The following is a 14,567-nucleotide window of genomic DNA, read 5'->3' as shown; positions in this document are numbered from 1 at the left end:
GCGTTGGGACGGCGAATCCGACGAGGCCGGAGCGCGGAAAGTACCAGCAAGATGCGGTACTGCCGATCAACCCCTTTGCTCCGGTGTCGGCACCAGGCAGTCTTCGCACAGCAGTAACAGGCCCCCAGGAACACACGTCAGTAGGCCACGGAACTCAGAACCACCGCATTCGTTCCAGCCGCTTCACTCGCTCGAGCAGCTCGTCGTACGTCATAATCCTCGATCGCGGCGGTATCTCGCTCCACAACCGGCGCAGGTGGAGGGGATCATCAGATGTAGAGCTCCGTCCGATCACCACCGTCAGTTGCGGGCGGTAGGCCTGTAGCCCGTACCTCTCGGCAACTCTCTGCCGATTGGCCGGAAGATCGAAATAGGCCCCGTATTCGCGGACTTGCGCCAGAGCGTCCTGGACCACGCGGCCGAACCGTCGACGGTCGCGGCTACCTGTGACCAGTCGCGCGGTCGGCAGCTTGAGGTCGAGCACGTCGGCGGCACCTCCGGTCACCTCCAGCATGAAGTCAGGAATCAACGGTCCGCCTTCGTCCCGAGTCAGCACCGGGTGCGGAACGACACGGTCGTAGTCGACACCGCTGAGGAACTGAGGGTTCGCCTCGAAGAACGCCTGCAGATCATGCTCCCGGACGGACGGATCATTGATGAGCACCTCAAGTTCCGAGATTTCCTTTGCCCACGCGCGTCCTCGCCTACCCAGCGTGACCAGTGGCACGGCCGTCAGCGCGTCAGGAAAGTGCGTCTCCGGCATGCGAACGACCCTGGTAACTGCGATTCGTCCGTCAGAGTTTCTGACAAGCGTAAGCTCTGGCTCCGCCCGGGCGGCCTCGGTACGCAACCAGCTCTCCGCTGCAGCCAATCCACCTGCTGCAAGCGAATCCATCGCGCCGAGCGCCGCGAGAGGAGAATCGACCTCGAACCTGCGCAACAACTCAGCCAACGCTGCCGGGCTCTCCGTCAGACGCAGACGACCTGCCCTTTCCCAAATGGCAGCTGCCACCAAGTCACGGTGCCAAGGCCCGAAGCTGACCAATGTGAACAGCCCGGACAAGGCGGGCAGCGGCCGGCTCGCGGTGATGAGCAGCCTGGACCTGGCAGTAACACCCAGGAGCCGATCCAAGAGGCGGGCGTCTTCCCATCCGATCAGTCCGTCGTAGCCGTCAACTATCACCGGTCGATCGGGCAGGCTTAGCAGGGCCGCTTCCACTGCGCTGAGGACGTCCTCCACCGAACGGACCGCGCCCGCCACCAGCAGTACCGGTTCAGGTGCCGTAGCCGTGACCAGGTGCCTGGCCAACATCGTCTTACCTGTCGCCGGACCACCGATCACGAACACTCGCGACCGCGGCTTCACGAACTCCTCTCGCGCCGTGACAGCCGCGGGGCTCTCGAAGAAGAAGGTGTCACCAGTCTTGGAAGAGTCGCCTTCAGGTCCCACCGGGTTCAGTGTGCCAGAGTCTGCGTCAATGCACCGCGGGGATGAACGGCTACCAAACGGACAGGTAGTCGGCCGCATACCAGGAGCCAGCCCAGGCGTTCGGCATGGCCCCGGCCTGACCTTGGGTTCGGCTATAACGTCGTCATGCGCGACTACCTGAGGTATAAGGCCCCGTGGTGGATTCTCCTGTTGTGGGGTATCGGCGTGGCATTCGTGGTGATGCTGATCGGCAGAGCACTGGTGCCGTCGTTCTTCCCGTCGTCGGTCTGGGGCGTCGTGCTGTCCAGCGTCTTCGTCGGTCCGGGCATCGCTGTGGGGATCGCCGTCGAACGTGGCCGTCGCCGACGCTCGGACCCGACCGACCAGAACTGACGCCGAGCAAGCCCCCGCTCGTCAGTAGATTCAACGAATGCGCACCAACACCCTGATCAGAGAGGCCGGCCGCGGCCGCTGTTGATCGTCGGTATCACCACGGCCGTGCTGGCCGTCGTCTCACTCGTCGCCGCAATCCTCGACCCCGTCTGGTACAGCTGCCTGCGAACCGCAGGCCTGGCGGCGACCTCCCTCGGCTGCTTACTGAACTACCGCGAGCGCCGGTAGACGTGATAGCCGCACTCCGCACGGGCCGATGCCGAGCGGGCCCGAATAGCAGCTGCAGCTCTCGACAGGGATGCGCAAGTACCTGGTGAACGAGGCTCCCTGGTGGATTCTTGTACTGATCAACGGCGGCTGGTCCTGATCCTCATGACCATCACCAGCAAGCTGTTCGGTTCGCTCGGCTGGCCAGCCGCCATCTTGGGAGGCTTCATCGGCGGGGCTGAGTACGTTGCACGTTCCTGCAATTGGTTTTCGGTCAGGACCGGTAGACCCGTGAAGGTTTGACGTGTGAGGGTGTGGGTCCCTGCTCGGCTTCAGCAGTGAGGCATCTGAGCGGGGTTGTTCTGCTGGGGGTCTCAGCATGTCTGTGGGGCGATCACGCCTGCGCGCTGCCGGTACGGCCGCGGGTACGGCGTTGGTGTTGTTGTGTACGGGGTTGGTGATGGCACCGGCGCAAGCGGAGGTGTCTGCGGTACAGACCGCGCAGTTCACGGGGGCGCGGCCGTCGGCGACGCGACTCCCGTTCTCGGTCTCGGACAAGGTGAACGCGTCGGTCGATGTCGCGACCGGGAATCTGCTGGTAACGACCTCGGATCTGAGTTTGCCGGGGATCCAGAACGATTTGCAGCTCGGGCTGGTGTTCAACAGTCTGCGGCTGGTCCCAGGGGCGGCATTGCCGTCCGGTGCGGCCGGTGCCGGTTGGGCGATGCGAGTCGGTCAGGACACGAAACTCATCGCGAACAGCGACAACTCGGTGCTCTACCTGGCGCCAGAGGGCCGGGAGGGTCTGTTCCAGCCGGCGACGTCGACGACATACACGCCGCCGGCAGGGTTCAAGGTTGCGATGGTCAAGACGAGTTCGGGCTGGACGGTCACCGACCACTCGAGCAACGAAGTCTCGACGTTCAACACGGCGGGCACTTTGCTGTCGGTCAAGGACCGCAACGGCCAGACCGCGACCTTCACCTACTCCTCGGGCAAGCTGTCCCAGGTCGTGTCGACGCGAGGTGCGGCGGGTGCGAAGACCGCGAACTTCACGTGGTCGGGCAACGTGGTCACGATCGCCCAGTCCGGCGACGACGGTACGCCGCGCGATGTCGACTACACGTACACGAACGGCAAGCTGACCAAGATCAGCGATCCCACCGACAAACCAGTTTCGTTCACCTACGACGCGACCAGCGGTGACCTGGTCACGATCACGAACGGCGAGGGCAAGCAGACCGCGTTCCAGTACGACGGTTCGCACCGGGTCAAGAAGGTCACCCAGGACGGTGGCGCGGCGACCCGGCTCACCTACTACTCCAGCGGTGAGACCTATGTCGCGGACCCGAACAACACCGCGACCAACCCGGCCGACGGCGCCCAGACCTACTACACCCTGAACGCGCAAGAGCTCGTGACGAAGGCCGTGGACCCGCTGGGCCGTGCGCGTTCGAAGACCTATACGCCGTTCAACGACACCGCGACGTCGACCAACGGAGCGGGCGGGGTGACGACGTTCGGGCACAACTCCTCGGTGAACGGTGGTGAGTCCCTGACCGATGTCACGTCGGCGATGGGCGCGAAGTCGACCGCGGCCTACGCCAATACCGGCGCCAGCAAGTACCTCCCGTCGAGTGGCAAGGACTCCCAGGGCAACAACAGGCTGTTCACCTACGACGGCGCCGGTAATCCGCTCACCTCAGCGAACTCGTCGGCGACATCGACGTCGACGGTGACCTATAACCCGGACGGGACGCTGGACACGTCCACGGACCCGCGCAACAACGTCACCAGCTACGGCCGCAATGCCGACCACCAGATCACCAGCATCACCCCACCGACGACCTCAGGGCTGGCCGTGGTCGGGGTCGACTACGACGGGTTCGGGCGCCTGCACTCGGTGCGTGACGGCCGTGGGTTGCGCACGATCTACGCCTACGACCGCGCCGACCGCCTCAAGACGATCCAGTACTCCGACACCACGCCGGACGTTGCGTTCACCTACGACCGCGCCGGGAACGTCACTGCCCGTACCGATGCCTCGGGAACGACGGCGTGGACGTACGACGGCCAGAACCGCATCACCTCCCGGACGTCGTCGTCCGGTGGCGGCACGCTGGGCTACGGCTACGACAAGGCCGGGAACCTGACGTCGAAGACCGACGCCCGCGGCACCACCGCCTACGTCTACGACAAGGCCAACCAGGTCGTCGAAATGACCACCCCGAACGGCCAGAAGACGATTTTCGGGTACGACGACAACGGCAAGCGCACCGATACCTGGTTCAACACCAACACCGCCCGCACCACGTTCGCGGCGCACACGAAGACGACGTTCGACAAGTCCGGCCGCATCTCGCGCACCTGGACGTCACGCGCTTCGAACGACGCGACCAAGGTCTACGACACCGGCTTCTGCTACTCGCCCTACGTCGCCGGCCAGGCCTGCCCCTCCACATCAGCGGCGACCGACACCGGGCTGATCAAGTACTCGACCAACAACCTCACCGGTGCCCGGTCGGACTACACCTACGACACCTCCAACCGGCTCACCGCCGTATCGAACTACAACGGCAAGTCCTACGCCTACACCTACGACAAGGCCGGCAACCGGCTCACTGCGAAGGTCAACGGCATCACCAGCCAGACCCTCACTTACAACACCGGCAACCAGATCTCCTCGGCCGGGTACACCCACGACGCCTCCGGCAACCGCACCACCGATCCCAATCAGGGCACGCTGACCTACAACGCGGCCGGCCAGACCGTGACGCGGACGAAGAACTCCGTAGTGACGAACTACGCCTGGGCAGGTGGAGACCAGAACGAGCTCGTCTCCACGACCACCGGCACCGCGAGCACGTCGTACGTGTACGGGCGCGACGATCGCAACGGCGTACCTACGATGGAGTCGTTCACCAAGAACGGCCAAACCAGCTACCTCGACACCGACCCCACCGGCTCGCCCGTCGCACTGACGACCGGTAGCGGGGTGGACTACTACACCCTCGACAACCAAGGCTCACCCGTCGGCCTCACCAATGCCGCCGGCGCTGTGACCGCCGCCTTCACCTACGATCCGGCCGGCCAGCAAACCTCCGCGACAGGGGCCTCGGCGACGGTGAACCCGCTGCGCTACGCCCAAGGCCTGCTCGACGAGCAGACTGGCTGGCTCAAGCGCGGAGTTCGGTTCCACGACACCACCACTGCCAACTGGACCGCCCAAGATCCGCTGAGCCAGATCATGCAGCCGGATGCGGCCAGCCGCTACGCCTACGGCGACAGCAATCCGGCCAACTTCACAGACCCAACCGGCCTCGACACCGGCGGCTGCATCATCTACACCGGGATCATGCTCGGAGCCTTCGCAGGTATTGGCGTCGCAGCAGTGTCGACCGGTGGCGTTGCGGCCGCCCCCGTCGTAGGAGTCCTGACCAGCGGCCTCGGTTCCCTCGCTGCGGCCCGGAGCGTTGAGAAAGAATGCGACCTATGAGACCCAGAAGCATCCTCCTGGCCGCCCTGATCACCATCTCCGCTGCTGGCATCATCTGGTCGATCGTCCGAGGTGAGACAGCTGGGATCATTAGCGGAGCCCTCATCCTCATAGGGATGTCAGCGCTGGTCATCAGTGAGCGCAAGCCCAAAGGTCAGTAGGCTTAAGCCCGCCTGCAGTACCTGGTGATTCAACCGGGTGCTGCAGGCGAACTGGCAACGCCGGGACGAAGAACTCCGTGGTGAAGAACTACGCCTGGGCTGGTGCGTCCGCAGCCACCAACCCGCTGCGCTACACCTACGCCGGTGGAGACCCTGTCAATCGCCTCGCCGACGGGGCGGCGTACGGCGCACGAGCTCGTCGCCGCGGTCGCCAGGAAGTCGGGATAGGGCAGGGACGGCTGCGTCAGGTCCGGCGGCGCCGGGCGACTGGGCCGCTCCGGAACGCCTCGGTCACCTGGCTGACCACACTGCGCGGGCGCAGAACCGGCGTACGTGCTGCCGCAGCTTCGCGCAGGCCCTCGACGATCTCGTGCAGGACGACGTGCGCGAGCACCTTCGGCCTCCAGCCCAGTTCGCGCTCGACCCGGGCGGTGTTCAGCAAAGGAACGCTGTAGGCCAGGTCGAGCCAACCTGGGCTGAGCGGCTGCAGGTGAGTCCGCCACGACGCGGCGAGCAGCCCGCGCAGTACGGCGTACGGGACGTGGAAGTTACGGGCCGACAGTTCCGCCGCGACCATGTCGACGGTTACCGGTGCAGCCGCGGCGAGGTTGAAAGCACCGCCGATCCGGCGCTCGATCGCCCGGGTGATCGCGTCGGCGACATCGTCCGCATGGACTACCGGAACCGCCAAGGCTCGGTCGAGCGGTAGCACCCGCACCAGGTCGAGCGCCTTGGCCGGAACTACGGCGGGCAGGGCATATCGCAGGAAGGCGCTGCCCGCCGAACGCTGGCCGACGATGCCCGGGCGGATGCGGGTGACGACTGTCGATCCGCCTTCGAAAGCGTCCAGCAGGCGTTCCGCCGCGGCCTTGTGCCGGCTGTACGAAGAGGTCGCGATGCCGTCGGTCGGCCAGTCTTCGCCCACCGGCTGCTCACTGCGCTTGGCAGCGTAGGCGCCGATCGACGACAGGTGTATCAAGTGGGGTACGCCGGCCTCCCCGACAGCCTCCAGGACCCGCCGGGTGCCACCGACATCAATCCGCCGTAGATAGTTGAGATCATGCGACGGCTGGAAGGCCCACGCCGCATGCACCACCGCATCAGCCCCGTCGAATGCCCGCACCAGCTCCGCAGAGCCTTCGTCACTGCTCAGATCGGCGGTGTGCCACTGGATGCCTGGCAGATCCGGTGGCCGGCGCGAGATCCCGACCACTGTGTGCTGATCCGCACCCAGCCGGCGAACCAGCGCCGTACCGACGTTGCCGGAGGCCCCGGTGACGACGACTCGCATGGTGTACGCCCTCTCTGACGCTGCTCGCGGCGACGGGTGCCGGTACCCGCGACCAAGAGCCGACATGCGCCGCAGAGCGCCGCCACGGGCATGAGGACCTTCTGAGCTGTTGCCGCCCCTGATTTGTCCCTGGGTACCGCGACATCGGCATCCGTTCCCGGCGTACGAGGGAGTTCTGCGCATGTCCGACCAAGATCCGACCGAGCGCTACCCAGGGCCAGAGACGCAGGGTCAGGAACAGCTCGAGCACCCTGGGCTGAGCCGTGAGATGGATCAGCACCCCGACTACGGCGAAGACACCTACCGCGGCATCGGCAAGCTCACCGGCAAGCGCGCGCTGATCACCGGCGGCGACTCCGGGATCGGGCGCGCGGTCGCACTCGCCTTCGCCCGCGAGGGCGCCGCCGTCCTCATCTCCTACCTGGAGAGCGAGGAGACCGACGCACGTGAGACCGCTCGGCTCGTCCAGGGCGCCGGTCAGAAGGCGGTCCTGGCCCCCGGCGACATCAGGGACGAAGGGCACTGCGACGAGCTCGTCCAGCAGACGGTTTCGCAGCTCGGCGGTGTGGACATCCTGGTCAACAACGCGGCGTACCAGATGTCACAGAGCGGGATCGCCGACATCACCACCGAGCAGTTCGACCGCGTCCTGAAAACCAACCTGTACGCCATGTTCTGGCTCTGCAAGGCCGCGATCCCGCACCTCTCCCCCGGCTCGGCGATCATCAACACGACCTCGATCCAGGCATACCAGCCGTCACCGCAGTTGCTCGACTACGCGACCTCGAAGGCCGGCATCCTGAACTTCACCAAGGGCCTGGCTCAGGAGCTCGCACCGAAAGGTATCCGGGTCAACGCCGTCGCCCCGGGACCGATCTGGACTCCGTTGATCCCGGCGACGATGCCGCCGGAGAAGGTCGAACAGTTCGGCGCCGACACCCCGCTCGGCCGCGCCGGCCAACCGGCCGAGCTCGCGTCGGTGTACGTCTTCCTCGCCTCCGCGGACTCCAGCTACATCACCGGTGAACGAATCGGCGTCACCGGCGGCAATCCACTCCCATGACGAGCCGCTCAGGGAACCGATCCGCCATGGAACGGTTGTCGCGTCTCGCGGGGTCTCTCATCCGTGAGCCCTTTCGCCGCCTCGCAGCCCTCCGGCATGCCGCCGCGCTCCACCCGCACGGCCTGACCTTCAAGGCCGAGCTCGTTTCCGTCGCCCCACTCCCCGACGGCCGGTACGACGCGATCGCGCGCCTCACCAAGGGAGCAGGAACCCCGAACGGACGAGCCGACGTTCTCGGGCTGGCCTTCCGAGTCATCCGCGACGGCCGCCCTTGGGACTTCCTCATGTCCACAGCGGGCCAGGGGCGTCTGACACGCTGGCTCCCGATCCCGGCCGGCGACTGGGGCGGCGCTTGCTACGGGATGCTGTCGCCGTACGAGCGCCACGGCCGGCAGTTCTGGCTTCGAGCCACTCCCAGCGCATCGGTCGGACACGCTTCAGTCGACGGGCTGGAGCGTCGAGCTCCGGCCGCATTCGTCCTGGCCACGGCCGACAAGTCCGGCGACTGGTTGACGATCGGCCATCTCAAGCTGCTCTCGGCCATGGACGGCACGGGCGACCGCTTCGACCCCGTCCTGAACTGCCCACCCGGCTGGAGCCTCGCCCCGGCCTGGCTCCGCACCATCCGCGAACTCGCCTACCAAGGCAGCCGCCGCGGGCGCGGCCATGCACCGGCGAAAGGATCAGCGTGACAGGTCTGAAGCGCGAAGTAACCACGCCGCTGCTCTACTTGTTCATCCTGGGCGACACGCTCGGCGCAGGCGTCTACGTGCTGGTAGGTCAAGTCGCGGCCGAGTCGGGCGGTGCGGTTTGGTTGCCACTGGTCCTCGCGTTGTGTCTGGCGTTGCTGACTGCGACGTCGTACTCCGAACTCGCGACGAAGTACCCACGGGCCGGGGGCTCGGCGCACTATGTGCACAAGGCTTTCGGGCCATTCACGGGGTTCGTGGTCGGGTTCTGCATGCTTGCCGCAGGCATCGTTTCCGTCGGCGCGCTCGCCCGCGCCTTCGGCGGCGACTACCTGACGGAGTTCGTGACGGCGCCGGTAGCCCTGGTCGCAGTCGTCTTCCTGGCCGCCCTCGCACTGCTCAACGCCTACGGCATCCGCGACTCGCTGCGTGCGAACGTCGTCGCGACTCTGATCGAGGTCTCCGGTCTGCTGCTGATCGTGGGGCTCGGCGCGTGGGTGATGTCGCGGGGAGAAGGCGATCTGTCCCGGCTGACCGATCTCGGTCGTCCTGACACCGGCGCGTTGTCCGCGGCTCTCGCGGGTGCGGTGCTTGCCTTCTACTCCTTCGTCGGTTTCGAGACCTCGGTCAACATCGCCGAAGAGACCAAGGACCCGCGCAGGTCTTATCCGCGAGCATTGTTCGGCGCGCTCGCCACCGCGGCCGTCGTCTATCTGCTGGTCGGTCTGGTCGCGAGTGTCGTCGTACCGACCGATCAGCTGGCCGCATCGAGCGGCCCGCTGCTCGAAGTCGTCCGCGCGGCCGGCGGCGTACCGACGTGGATCTTCAGCCTGGTCGCGCTGGTAGCGGTCGCGAACGGCGCACTGCTGACCGGAATCATGTCGTCCCGCTTGGCCTACGGTATGGCGCAGGACGGCCTGCTGCCGTCGGTCCTCACCCGCTTGCTACCGAACCGCGGTACGCCGTGGGTCGCGATCGCGGTCACTGGAGCACTATCAGTGGTCCTCGCGCTGACCGGCGAAACCACCGATCTGGCGGCCACCCTCGTCCTCTTGCTGCTCATCGTGTTCACCGCCGTCAACCTGGCCGTTCTCGTGCTGCGCCGCGACCGGATTGCCGACCGACACTTCCGCGCGCCGACCGTCGTGCCCGTGCTCGGCATCGCGTCGTGCCTGCTGCTCTGCACCCAAATCGAGGCGCAGGTCTGGATCCGCGGCTCGATTCTGCTGGCGGTTGCTGTGGTACTCGGCGTGGTAGCCGCCCGCCGACGGGATCGGATCCCGTCGGCGGATCGGGCCTAGTTCCCGTCCTTGAGGTCAACGGCTACGGCGACGATCCAGCCGGGCGCAAAGGCGATTCGCCTTGCTGTGCGTGGGTACCGAGACTTAACCCGGCCGCAGTTCGACCTCTGCTGCTACCGCCGGTGACACCAGACAGGACACCGGCACCGTGTCGATGACTCGTCCGCTGACAAGCGCCTCCGAAACCATGGAGCGCCTGTTCCGCTCCGCCGCCGAGGTCGACGGTCCGCCTCGCCAAGAACTGCTGTCCGAAGCTGTCGAGGCGGGCGTACCGCTCGCGCAGACGCTGGCGCGTCGCTACCGCGGCCGCGGCGTCGACCACGAAGACCTCGACCAAGTGGCCTACGAGTACCTGGTCCGGGCGGCACACAACTATCGCCCGACGGAAGGCTCCGACTTCCGCTCGTACGCCGTACCGACGATCCGCGGTGGAATCCGGCACCACTTCCGTGACCACGCCTGGGCGGTCAAACTTCCTCGCCGTCTCCAGGAGCTCCAAGCCCGTGTGAACACCGCTCATGCGGAGTTGACCGCCGTACTTCACCGGGAGCCGACCGTGCACGAGCTCGCCGACCAGATCGGCGTCGGCGCCGACGACGTCATCGAGGCCGATCGAGCCCGCGGCTGCTTCCAGCCCAGCTCCCTGGACGCGCCGCTGTTCGTGGAGAGCCCGAACGCCCGTCTCCAGGACCGGCTTCCCGATCCCGCCGACACCTACGCACTCGTCGACCAGATCGAATCACTGCAACGAGCCGTCGCCGGTCTACCCGCCCGTGAGCAACTGATCCTGCGGCGCCGCTTCAGCGAACACCGAACCCAGGCCGAGATCGGCGCCGAGATAAGACTCAGCCAGATGCAGGTCTCCCGGTTGCTCGGGAACATTATCGCCCGGCTGCAGCAGGCTCTGATGCCTTCCGGCTAAGACGCCCGTGCGCGGGCGCCGATGGGGCGCCCGCGGTGGCGCAGGGCGGGCAGTGCAGCCAGTACGGCGGGCCGGGTCTGCCCGCCCGCGCCACCTACCCCGCTCCGCCTTGCTCGTCAGCTGAACAGCTCGGACTCGGCGGCAACTCGACCATCATCTCAGGCGGCCATCGGCATCGGCTCCAGCCGGCACCGGAGCTCGTCCAGAATTCGCTTCAGCAGCCGCGACACCTGCATCTGACTGACCCCGATCTCGGCACCGATATCGGACTGGTTCCAGCCCTCGACGAACCGCAACTCCAGAATCCGCCGGTCACGGGCCCCCAGGTCCTCCAAGATGGGCTGCAGCATGTCGACTGCCTCCAGCTGGTCAACGGTCTGGTCTTCTTCGGCCGGCACGCTGTCCGCGAGCAGCAGACCGTCACCCGTCGGCCGATCCAGCGACATCGTGTTGAAACAGCCCTTGACTGCCATTGCCTGATCGACGAGCTGCACTTCGATCTCCAGGAACTCGGCCAGTTCCTCGATCGATGGTTCACGTCCCAGATCCTGCTCGAGCTCCGGTTGCTTGGCCGAGATCATGCCCTGGATCTCCTGCAGCCGCCGCGGGATCCGCACCGTCCAGGCCGAGTCGCGGAAGTACCGCTTCACCTCGCCCCGGATCGTCGGTACGGCGTACCCGATGAACGGCGTGTTCGCCGCGAGCCGGTACTTCGTCGCCGCCTTCATCAGCCCGAGGAACGCGACTTGTTCAAGATCCTCGAGCTCGGGCCCCCGGCCCCGGAACCGATGCGCGATCCCGCTCGCGATCTCCAGATTCAGCTCCACGATCCGCTCCAGCAGCTGTTGCTGCTCCTCCGGATCCGTACTGCGCTCCCGCCGTTCGAAGAGCTCGACGGTCGGCGGGCTGGTCGGCGGCGCACTAGGCGCACACACTTCCAGCCCAAACTTCCCGAGCAGGCACTGCGCTTACTGCTCGGCGGGCTGGCCGTCGTCGTCGGGGCCCTGTACGCGGCCCAGACGATCGTCGGCGGATAGCTCACCAGCAGCTCGTCTCCACCGCCGGCTTGTCGCAGTCCGGCCAGCAAATGGTTGCCGGGCCCAAGGGTCAGTAGAGCGCAGCCGGCGGGAATGACGGGCCCCGGCAGGGTGGTAACGGATCGCGGTGGCCGTGATGCGGCGGCCGGTCGTCGTCACCCTGATGACCGTCATCGGACTGGGCGTCGTCCTTCTAGGTGCCCCCAGCAACGAATCCGTCGCGCGCTACGCCACAGACCTGTCCCGGCTCGACGGCGCACTCGTTACCGCCGTCCGCGCCGTCACCGCACCCGGCAGTGCCCTCACCACCGGACCAGCCGCCGTCCTGAGCGACACCAACAAGGCGTCGCCGACCGGCTCCCCTCGCGGCACTGATCATCATCGGCACCACAACCGTCCTGCTCTCCGGCCTCAGCCCCACCGCCACCTTCGGCGCCATGGTGCTCGTCTTCCAGCGCGGCCACCTCCGCCATCTCCTCGGCGACTTTACCGTCACCGGCAGGATCGACCTCACCGCTCCCGTCCTCATGTTCTGCGTCGCCTACGGACTCGCCATGGACTACGAGGTCTTCCTCCGCCGCCTCCACACCCGCCTCAACCTCCGTCACTCATCAGCGAGTCACAACAGCGCGTGGACGACACCGATGAGCGCGCCGCCGGCGATGTACCAGGCGTTGTTGAGATTCGTCCGCCACAACAGCAACAAGGTGACCACCGCGATCGAGGCGGTGACCGGGCCTACGATCGCGGTGCGTGCGAGCTGCCAGGACACTCCGGCCATCAGCGCCAGGGCAGTCGCGTTGACGCCGTCGAGCAGCACAGAAGTCCAGGCCGAGGACCGCAGCTTGTCGGTCAACCGGGTCAGCAGTCCGACGAACACGAACGACGGCAGGAAGATCGCGACCGTCGCCAGGAACGCCCCGGCCGGACCGGCGACCAGATAACCGATGAAGGTCGCGGTCGTGAACACCGGGCCGGGAGTGACCTGGCCGACGGAGACGGCGTCGATCAACTGCTGTTCGCTGATCCAGCCCAACCGGTCGACGAACTCACCCCGCAGGAAGGCCAACAGGACGTAGCCGCTGCCGTAAAGGACAGCACCGATCTTCAGCATCGTCGTGAACAGCTGCAGCAAGTGACCGCCGAGCGGCTCGGCGCCCATCGGCTGTCCGGTCTGCCCGACCTGCCAGGCAACCGGCGCGAGATACAGGCTGTGCAGGTTGTCGCGCATCCGGCGCCGCAGCAGGTGCGCGGCCGCGGCGAGCACTGCGCCCGCCGCCAGCAGCAGCAACTCGTTCACACCCAGCAGATAGGCCACGAGCGCGCCCACCGCCAGGACACCCAGCCAGACGGTCTTGATCACAGTCCGCAGCAGACCGAACAAGGCGTGCGCGATGATCGCGACCACCGCCGGGACGATCCCGTAGAGCACCCCCGTCACCGCCGGCGTCTCGCCGAAGGTCACGTACAGCCAGGCCAGGGCCGTGACGATCAGCGCGGCCGGCACAATGAAGCACACGCCGGCCACGACCAGACCTCGCCAACGGGCTCGGTCGAAACCGAGGTGGATCGCGAGCTCCGTCGAATTCGGCCCAGGGATCAGGTTCGTCGCACCCATCAGGTCCGCGAACCGTTGATCCGAGACCCAGCCCCGGCGCCGCACCACCTCGTCGCGCATCATCGCCGTGTGCGCGGCCGGCCCCCCGAACGCGATCACGCCCAGCTTCACGAACAGCAACGCCACGTCCCGTACCGCCCTGCCCGTGCTGCTCTGCTCGCTCACACCACGCCCTCGAGTCCCGTGTCCACGCCCGACACATCCAAGTCTGACCGAGGTGGCGGGCCATGAGCTAACCGAGCAAGCCCTCCGCTGCCGCGAGGCCGCCCGCCATCCCGGCGAAGATCAGTACAGCGCCGAGCGGCAGACGTTCGCGCAGCACCGCCACCAAACCGAGCACCACCGCGGCAACCGCGAGACCCCAGAGCAGGTGGCTGATGAGCACCCCGGCACCGTACCGACTCCGCAGCTCGATCCGAGACATCCTCACAACTCTCTAACACGCTATCCACCGGACGTCGGCCATCGGTCGGACATCATGATCCGGGTGCTGCATCTCCGACTCATCGTCGCGCCGGACCGGTCCGAGCTGATCGTGAACGGCCTGGTCGACGACGCCCGCATGACGAACGTCGTCGTCCTCGACGCCGCCGCCAAAGACCGGCCGGAGACGTCGTGCACTGCGACGTCACCGCCGCCCGGCCGCTCACCGGCTTCATCTGGCGTCCCGACAAATGGTCCGCCGTCGTCGCCGTCCTGGCCGGCTGCGCCGGCGTCCTCTCCCAAACAGCCAGCCGCTCCAACGCCCTGGTAGGTGTCTTCATCTCAGTCACCACCGTCCCCGCAGCCGGCATCGTCACCCTCCTCATCCAACGCGCCCTCTGGCACCTCACAACCACCCACCCCGACAACCGCCGGCAACCGCGCGTTGACCGAGAGCCGCATCAGAGCACGGCCCTGTAGAGCTGAACTCGACGGCTACGGCGTTATGTCCGGCGGATCGGGATCCAGGTCCAGGCG

Annotated in this window: 13 protein-coding genes; 8 read left to right on the top strand and 5 right to left on the bottom strand. The window is 66.7% G+C overall.

The genetic code is table 11. From position 1 onward, the window contains the following. Positions 1–154: 154 nt before the first annotated feature. Entirely contained in the window at positions 155–1,450 is a 1,296-nt protein-coding gene (locus HPO96_RS39585) for a Shedu anti-phage system protein SduA domain-containing protein (protein ID WP_171673032.1), read from the bottom strand. Positions 1,451–1,594: 144 nt separating this feature from the next. On the opposite strand from HPO96_RS39585, the gene HPO96_RS09795 reads away from it, so the two are divergent. Together HPO96_RS09795 and HPO96_RS09790 are read left to right on the top strand one after the other, a co-directional pair. Next, positions 1,595–1,822 (top strand): hypothetical protein, encoded by a 228-nt coding sequence (locus HPO96_RS09795; RefSeq protein WP_171673031.1) that lies wholly within the window; start codon positions 1,595–1,597, stop codon positions 1,820–1,822. 586 nt (positions 1,823–2,408) lie between these two features. Then, on the top strand, positions 2,409–5,525 hold the full coding sequence (locus tag HPO96_RS09790; RefSeq protein WP_171673030.1) for an RHS repeat-associated core domain-containing protein: 3,117 nt from the start codon (positions 2,409–2,411) through the stop codon (positions 5,523–5,525). Between the two features lie 405 nt (positions 5,526–5,930). Here the strand turns inward: HPO96_RS09790 and HPO96_RS09785 are convergent, their stop codons facing one another. Next, positions 5,931–6,977, bottom strand: coding sequence for an NAD-dependent epimerase/dehydratase family protein (locus HPO96_RS09785; RefSeq protein WP_171673029.1), 1,047 nt, complete (start codon positions 6,975–6,977; stop codon positions 5,931–5,933). Between the two features lie 181 nt (positions 6,978–7,158). Here HPO96_RS09785 and HPO96_RS09780 point away from each other — a divergent pair, with 181 nt between their 5' ends. From HPO96_RS09780 to HPO96_RS09765, 4 genes are all read left to right on the top strand, one after another. Beyond that, positions 7,159–8,040, top strand: a complete 882-nt coding sequence (locus HPO96_RS09780; protein ID WP_171673028.1) for an SDR family oxidoreductase — start codon at positions 7,159–7,161, stop codon at positions 8,038–8,040. Between the two features lie 26 nt (positions 8,041–8,066). Further along, entirely contained in the window at positions 8,067–8,732 is a 666-nt protein-coding gene (locus HPO96_RS09775; protein WP_171673027.1) for a hypothetical protein, read from the top strand. Then, a complete protein-coding gene (locus tag HPO96_RS09770; protein WP_337796568.1) occupies positions 8,729–10,030 on the top strand; it encodes an APC family permease in 1,302 nt (433 codons plus the stop codon). The genes HPO96_RS09775 and HPO96_RS09770 overlap by 4 nt, the downstream gene beginning before the upstream one ends. Positions 10,031–10,184: 154 nt before the next feature. Next, a complete protein-coding gene (locus HPO96_RS09765) occupies positions 10,185–10,952 on the top strand; it encodes a sigma-70 family RNA polymerase sigma factor (protein WP_171673026.1) in 768 nt (255 codons plus the stop codon). A gap of 158 nt (positions 10,953–11,110) precedes the next feature. Here the strand turns inward: HPO96_RS09765 and HPO96_RS09760 are convergent, their stop codons facing one another. The 3 genes from HPO96_RS09760 to HPO96_RS09750 all read right to left on the bottom strand — a co-directional run bounded on the left by HPO96_RS09760 (position 11,111) and on the right by HPO96_RS09750 (position 14,031). Next, on the bottom strand, positions 11,111–11,887 hold the full coding sequence (locus tag HPO96_RS09760) for a sigma-70 family RNA polymerase sigma factor (protein ID WP_337796567.1): 777 nt from the start codon (positions 11,885–11,887) through the stop codon (positions 11,111–11,113). A gap of 721 nt (positions 11,888–12,608) precedes the next feature. After that, positions 12,609–13,772, bottom strand: a complete 1,164-nt coding sequence (gene chrA, locus HPO96_RS09755; RefSeq protein WP_171673025.1) for a chromate efflux transporter — start codon at positions 13,770–13,772, stop codon at positions 12,609–12,611. A gap of 67 nt (positions 13,773–13,839) precedes the next feature. Further along, complete coding sequence (locus HPO96_RS09750) at positions 13,840–14,031, bottom strand: hypothetical protein (protein ID WP_171673024.1); 192 nt, start codon at positions 14,029–14,031, stop codon at positions 13,840–13,842. 63 nt (positions 14,032–14,094) lie between these two features. Here HPO96_RS09750 and HPO96_RS38105 point away from each other — a divergent pair, with 63 nt between their 5' ends. Together HPO96_RS38105 and HPO96_RS09745 are read left to right on the top strand one after the other, a co-directional pair. Beyond that, positions 14,095–14,361 (top strand): hypothetical protein, encoded by a 267-nt coding sequence (locus tag HPO96_RS38105; RefSeq protein WP_238355121.1) that lies wholly within the window; start codon positions 14,095–14,097, stop codon positions 14,359–14,361. Then, positions 14,265–14,510: a DUF389 domain-containing protein gene (locus tag HPO96_RS09745; RefSeq protein WP_337796620.1), complete on the top strand. Its 246-nt coding sequence runs from the start codon at positions 14,265–14,267 to the stop codon at positions 14,508–14,510. The genes HPO96_RS38105 and HPO96_RS09745 overlap by 97 nt, the downstream gene beginning before the upstream one ends. Positions 14,511–14,567 lie beyond the last annotated feature (57 nt).

The sequence above is a fragment of the Kribbella sandramycini genome, assembly GCF_013131805.1.
Lineage (GTDB): Bacteria > Actinomycetota > Actinomycetes > Propionibacteriales > Kribbellaceae > Kribbella > Kribbella sandramycini.
The sequence above is the reverse complement of the archived record's forward strand: the minus strand, read 5'-3'. Positions and strand labels throughout refer to the sequence as shown.

What these genes read in the sequence shown, in the direction of transcription:
- HPO96_RS09795 (WP_171673031.1), top strand. Translation starts at nt 1,595, where the DNA reads ATGCGCGACTACCTGAGGTATAAGGCCCCGTGGTGGATTCTCCTGTTG.
- HPO96_RS09775 (WP_171673027.1), top strand. Translation starts at nt 8,067, where the DNA reads ATGGAACGGTTGTCGCGTCTCGCGGGGTCTCTCATCCGTGAGCCCTTT.
- HPO96_RS09780 (WP_171673028.1), top strand. Translation starts at nt 7,159, where the DNA reads ATGTCCGACCAAGATCCGACCGAGCGCTACCCAGGGCCAGAGACGCAG.
- HPO96_RS09785 (WP_171673029.1), bottom strand. Translation starts at nt 6,977, where the DNA reads ATGCGAGTCGTCGTCACCGGGGCCTCCGGCAACGTCGGTACGGCGCTG.
- HPO96_RS09750 (WP_171673024.1), bottom strand. Translation starts at nt 14,031, where the DNA reads ATGTCTCGGATCGAGCTGCGGAGTCGGTACGGTGCCGGGGTGCTCATC.
- HPO96_RS09790 (WP_171673030.1), top strand. Translation starts at nt 2,409, where the DNA reads ATGTCTGTGGGGCGATCACGCCTGCGCGCTGCCGGTACGGCCGCGGGT.
- HPO96_RS09765 (WP_171673026.1), top strand. Translation starts at nt 10,185, where the DNA reads ATGACTCGTCCGCTGACAAGCGCCTCCGAAACCATGGAGCGCCTGTTC.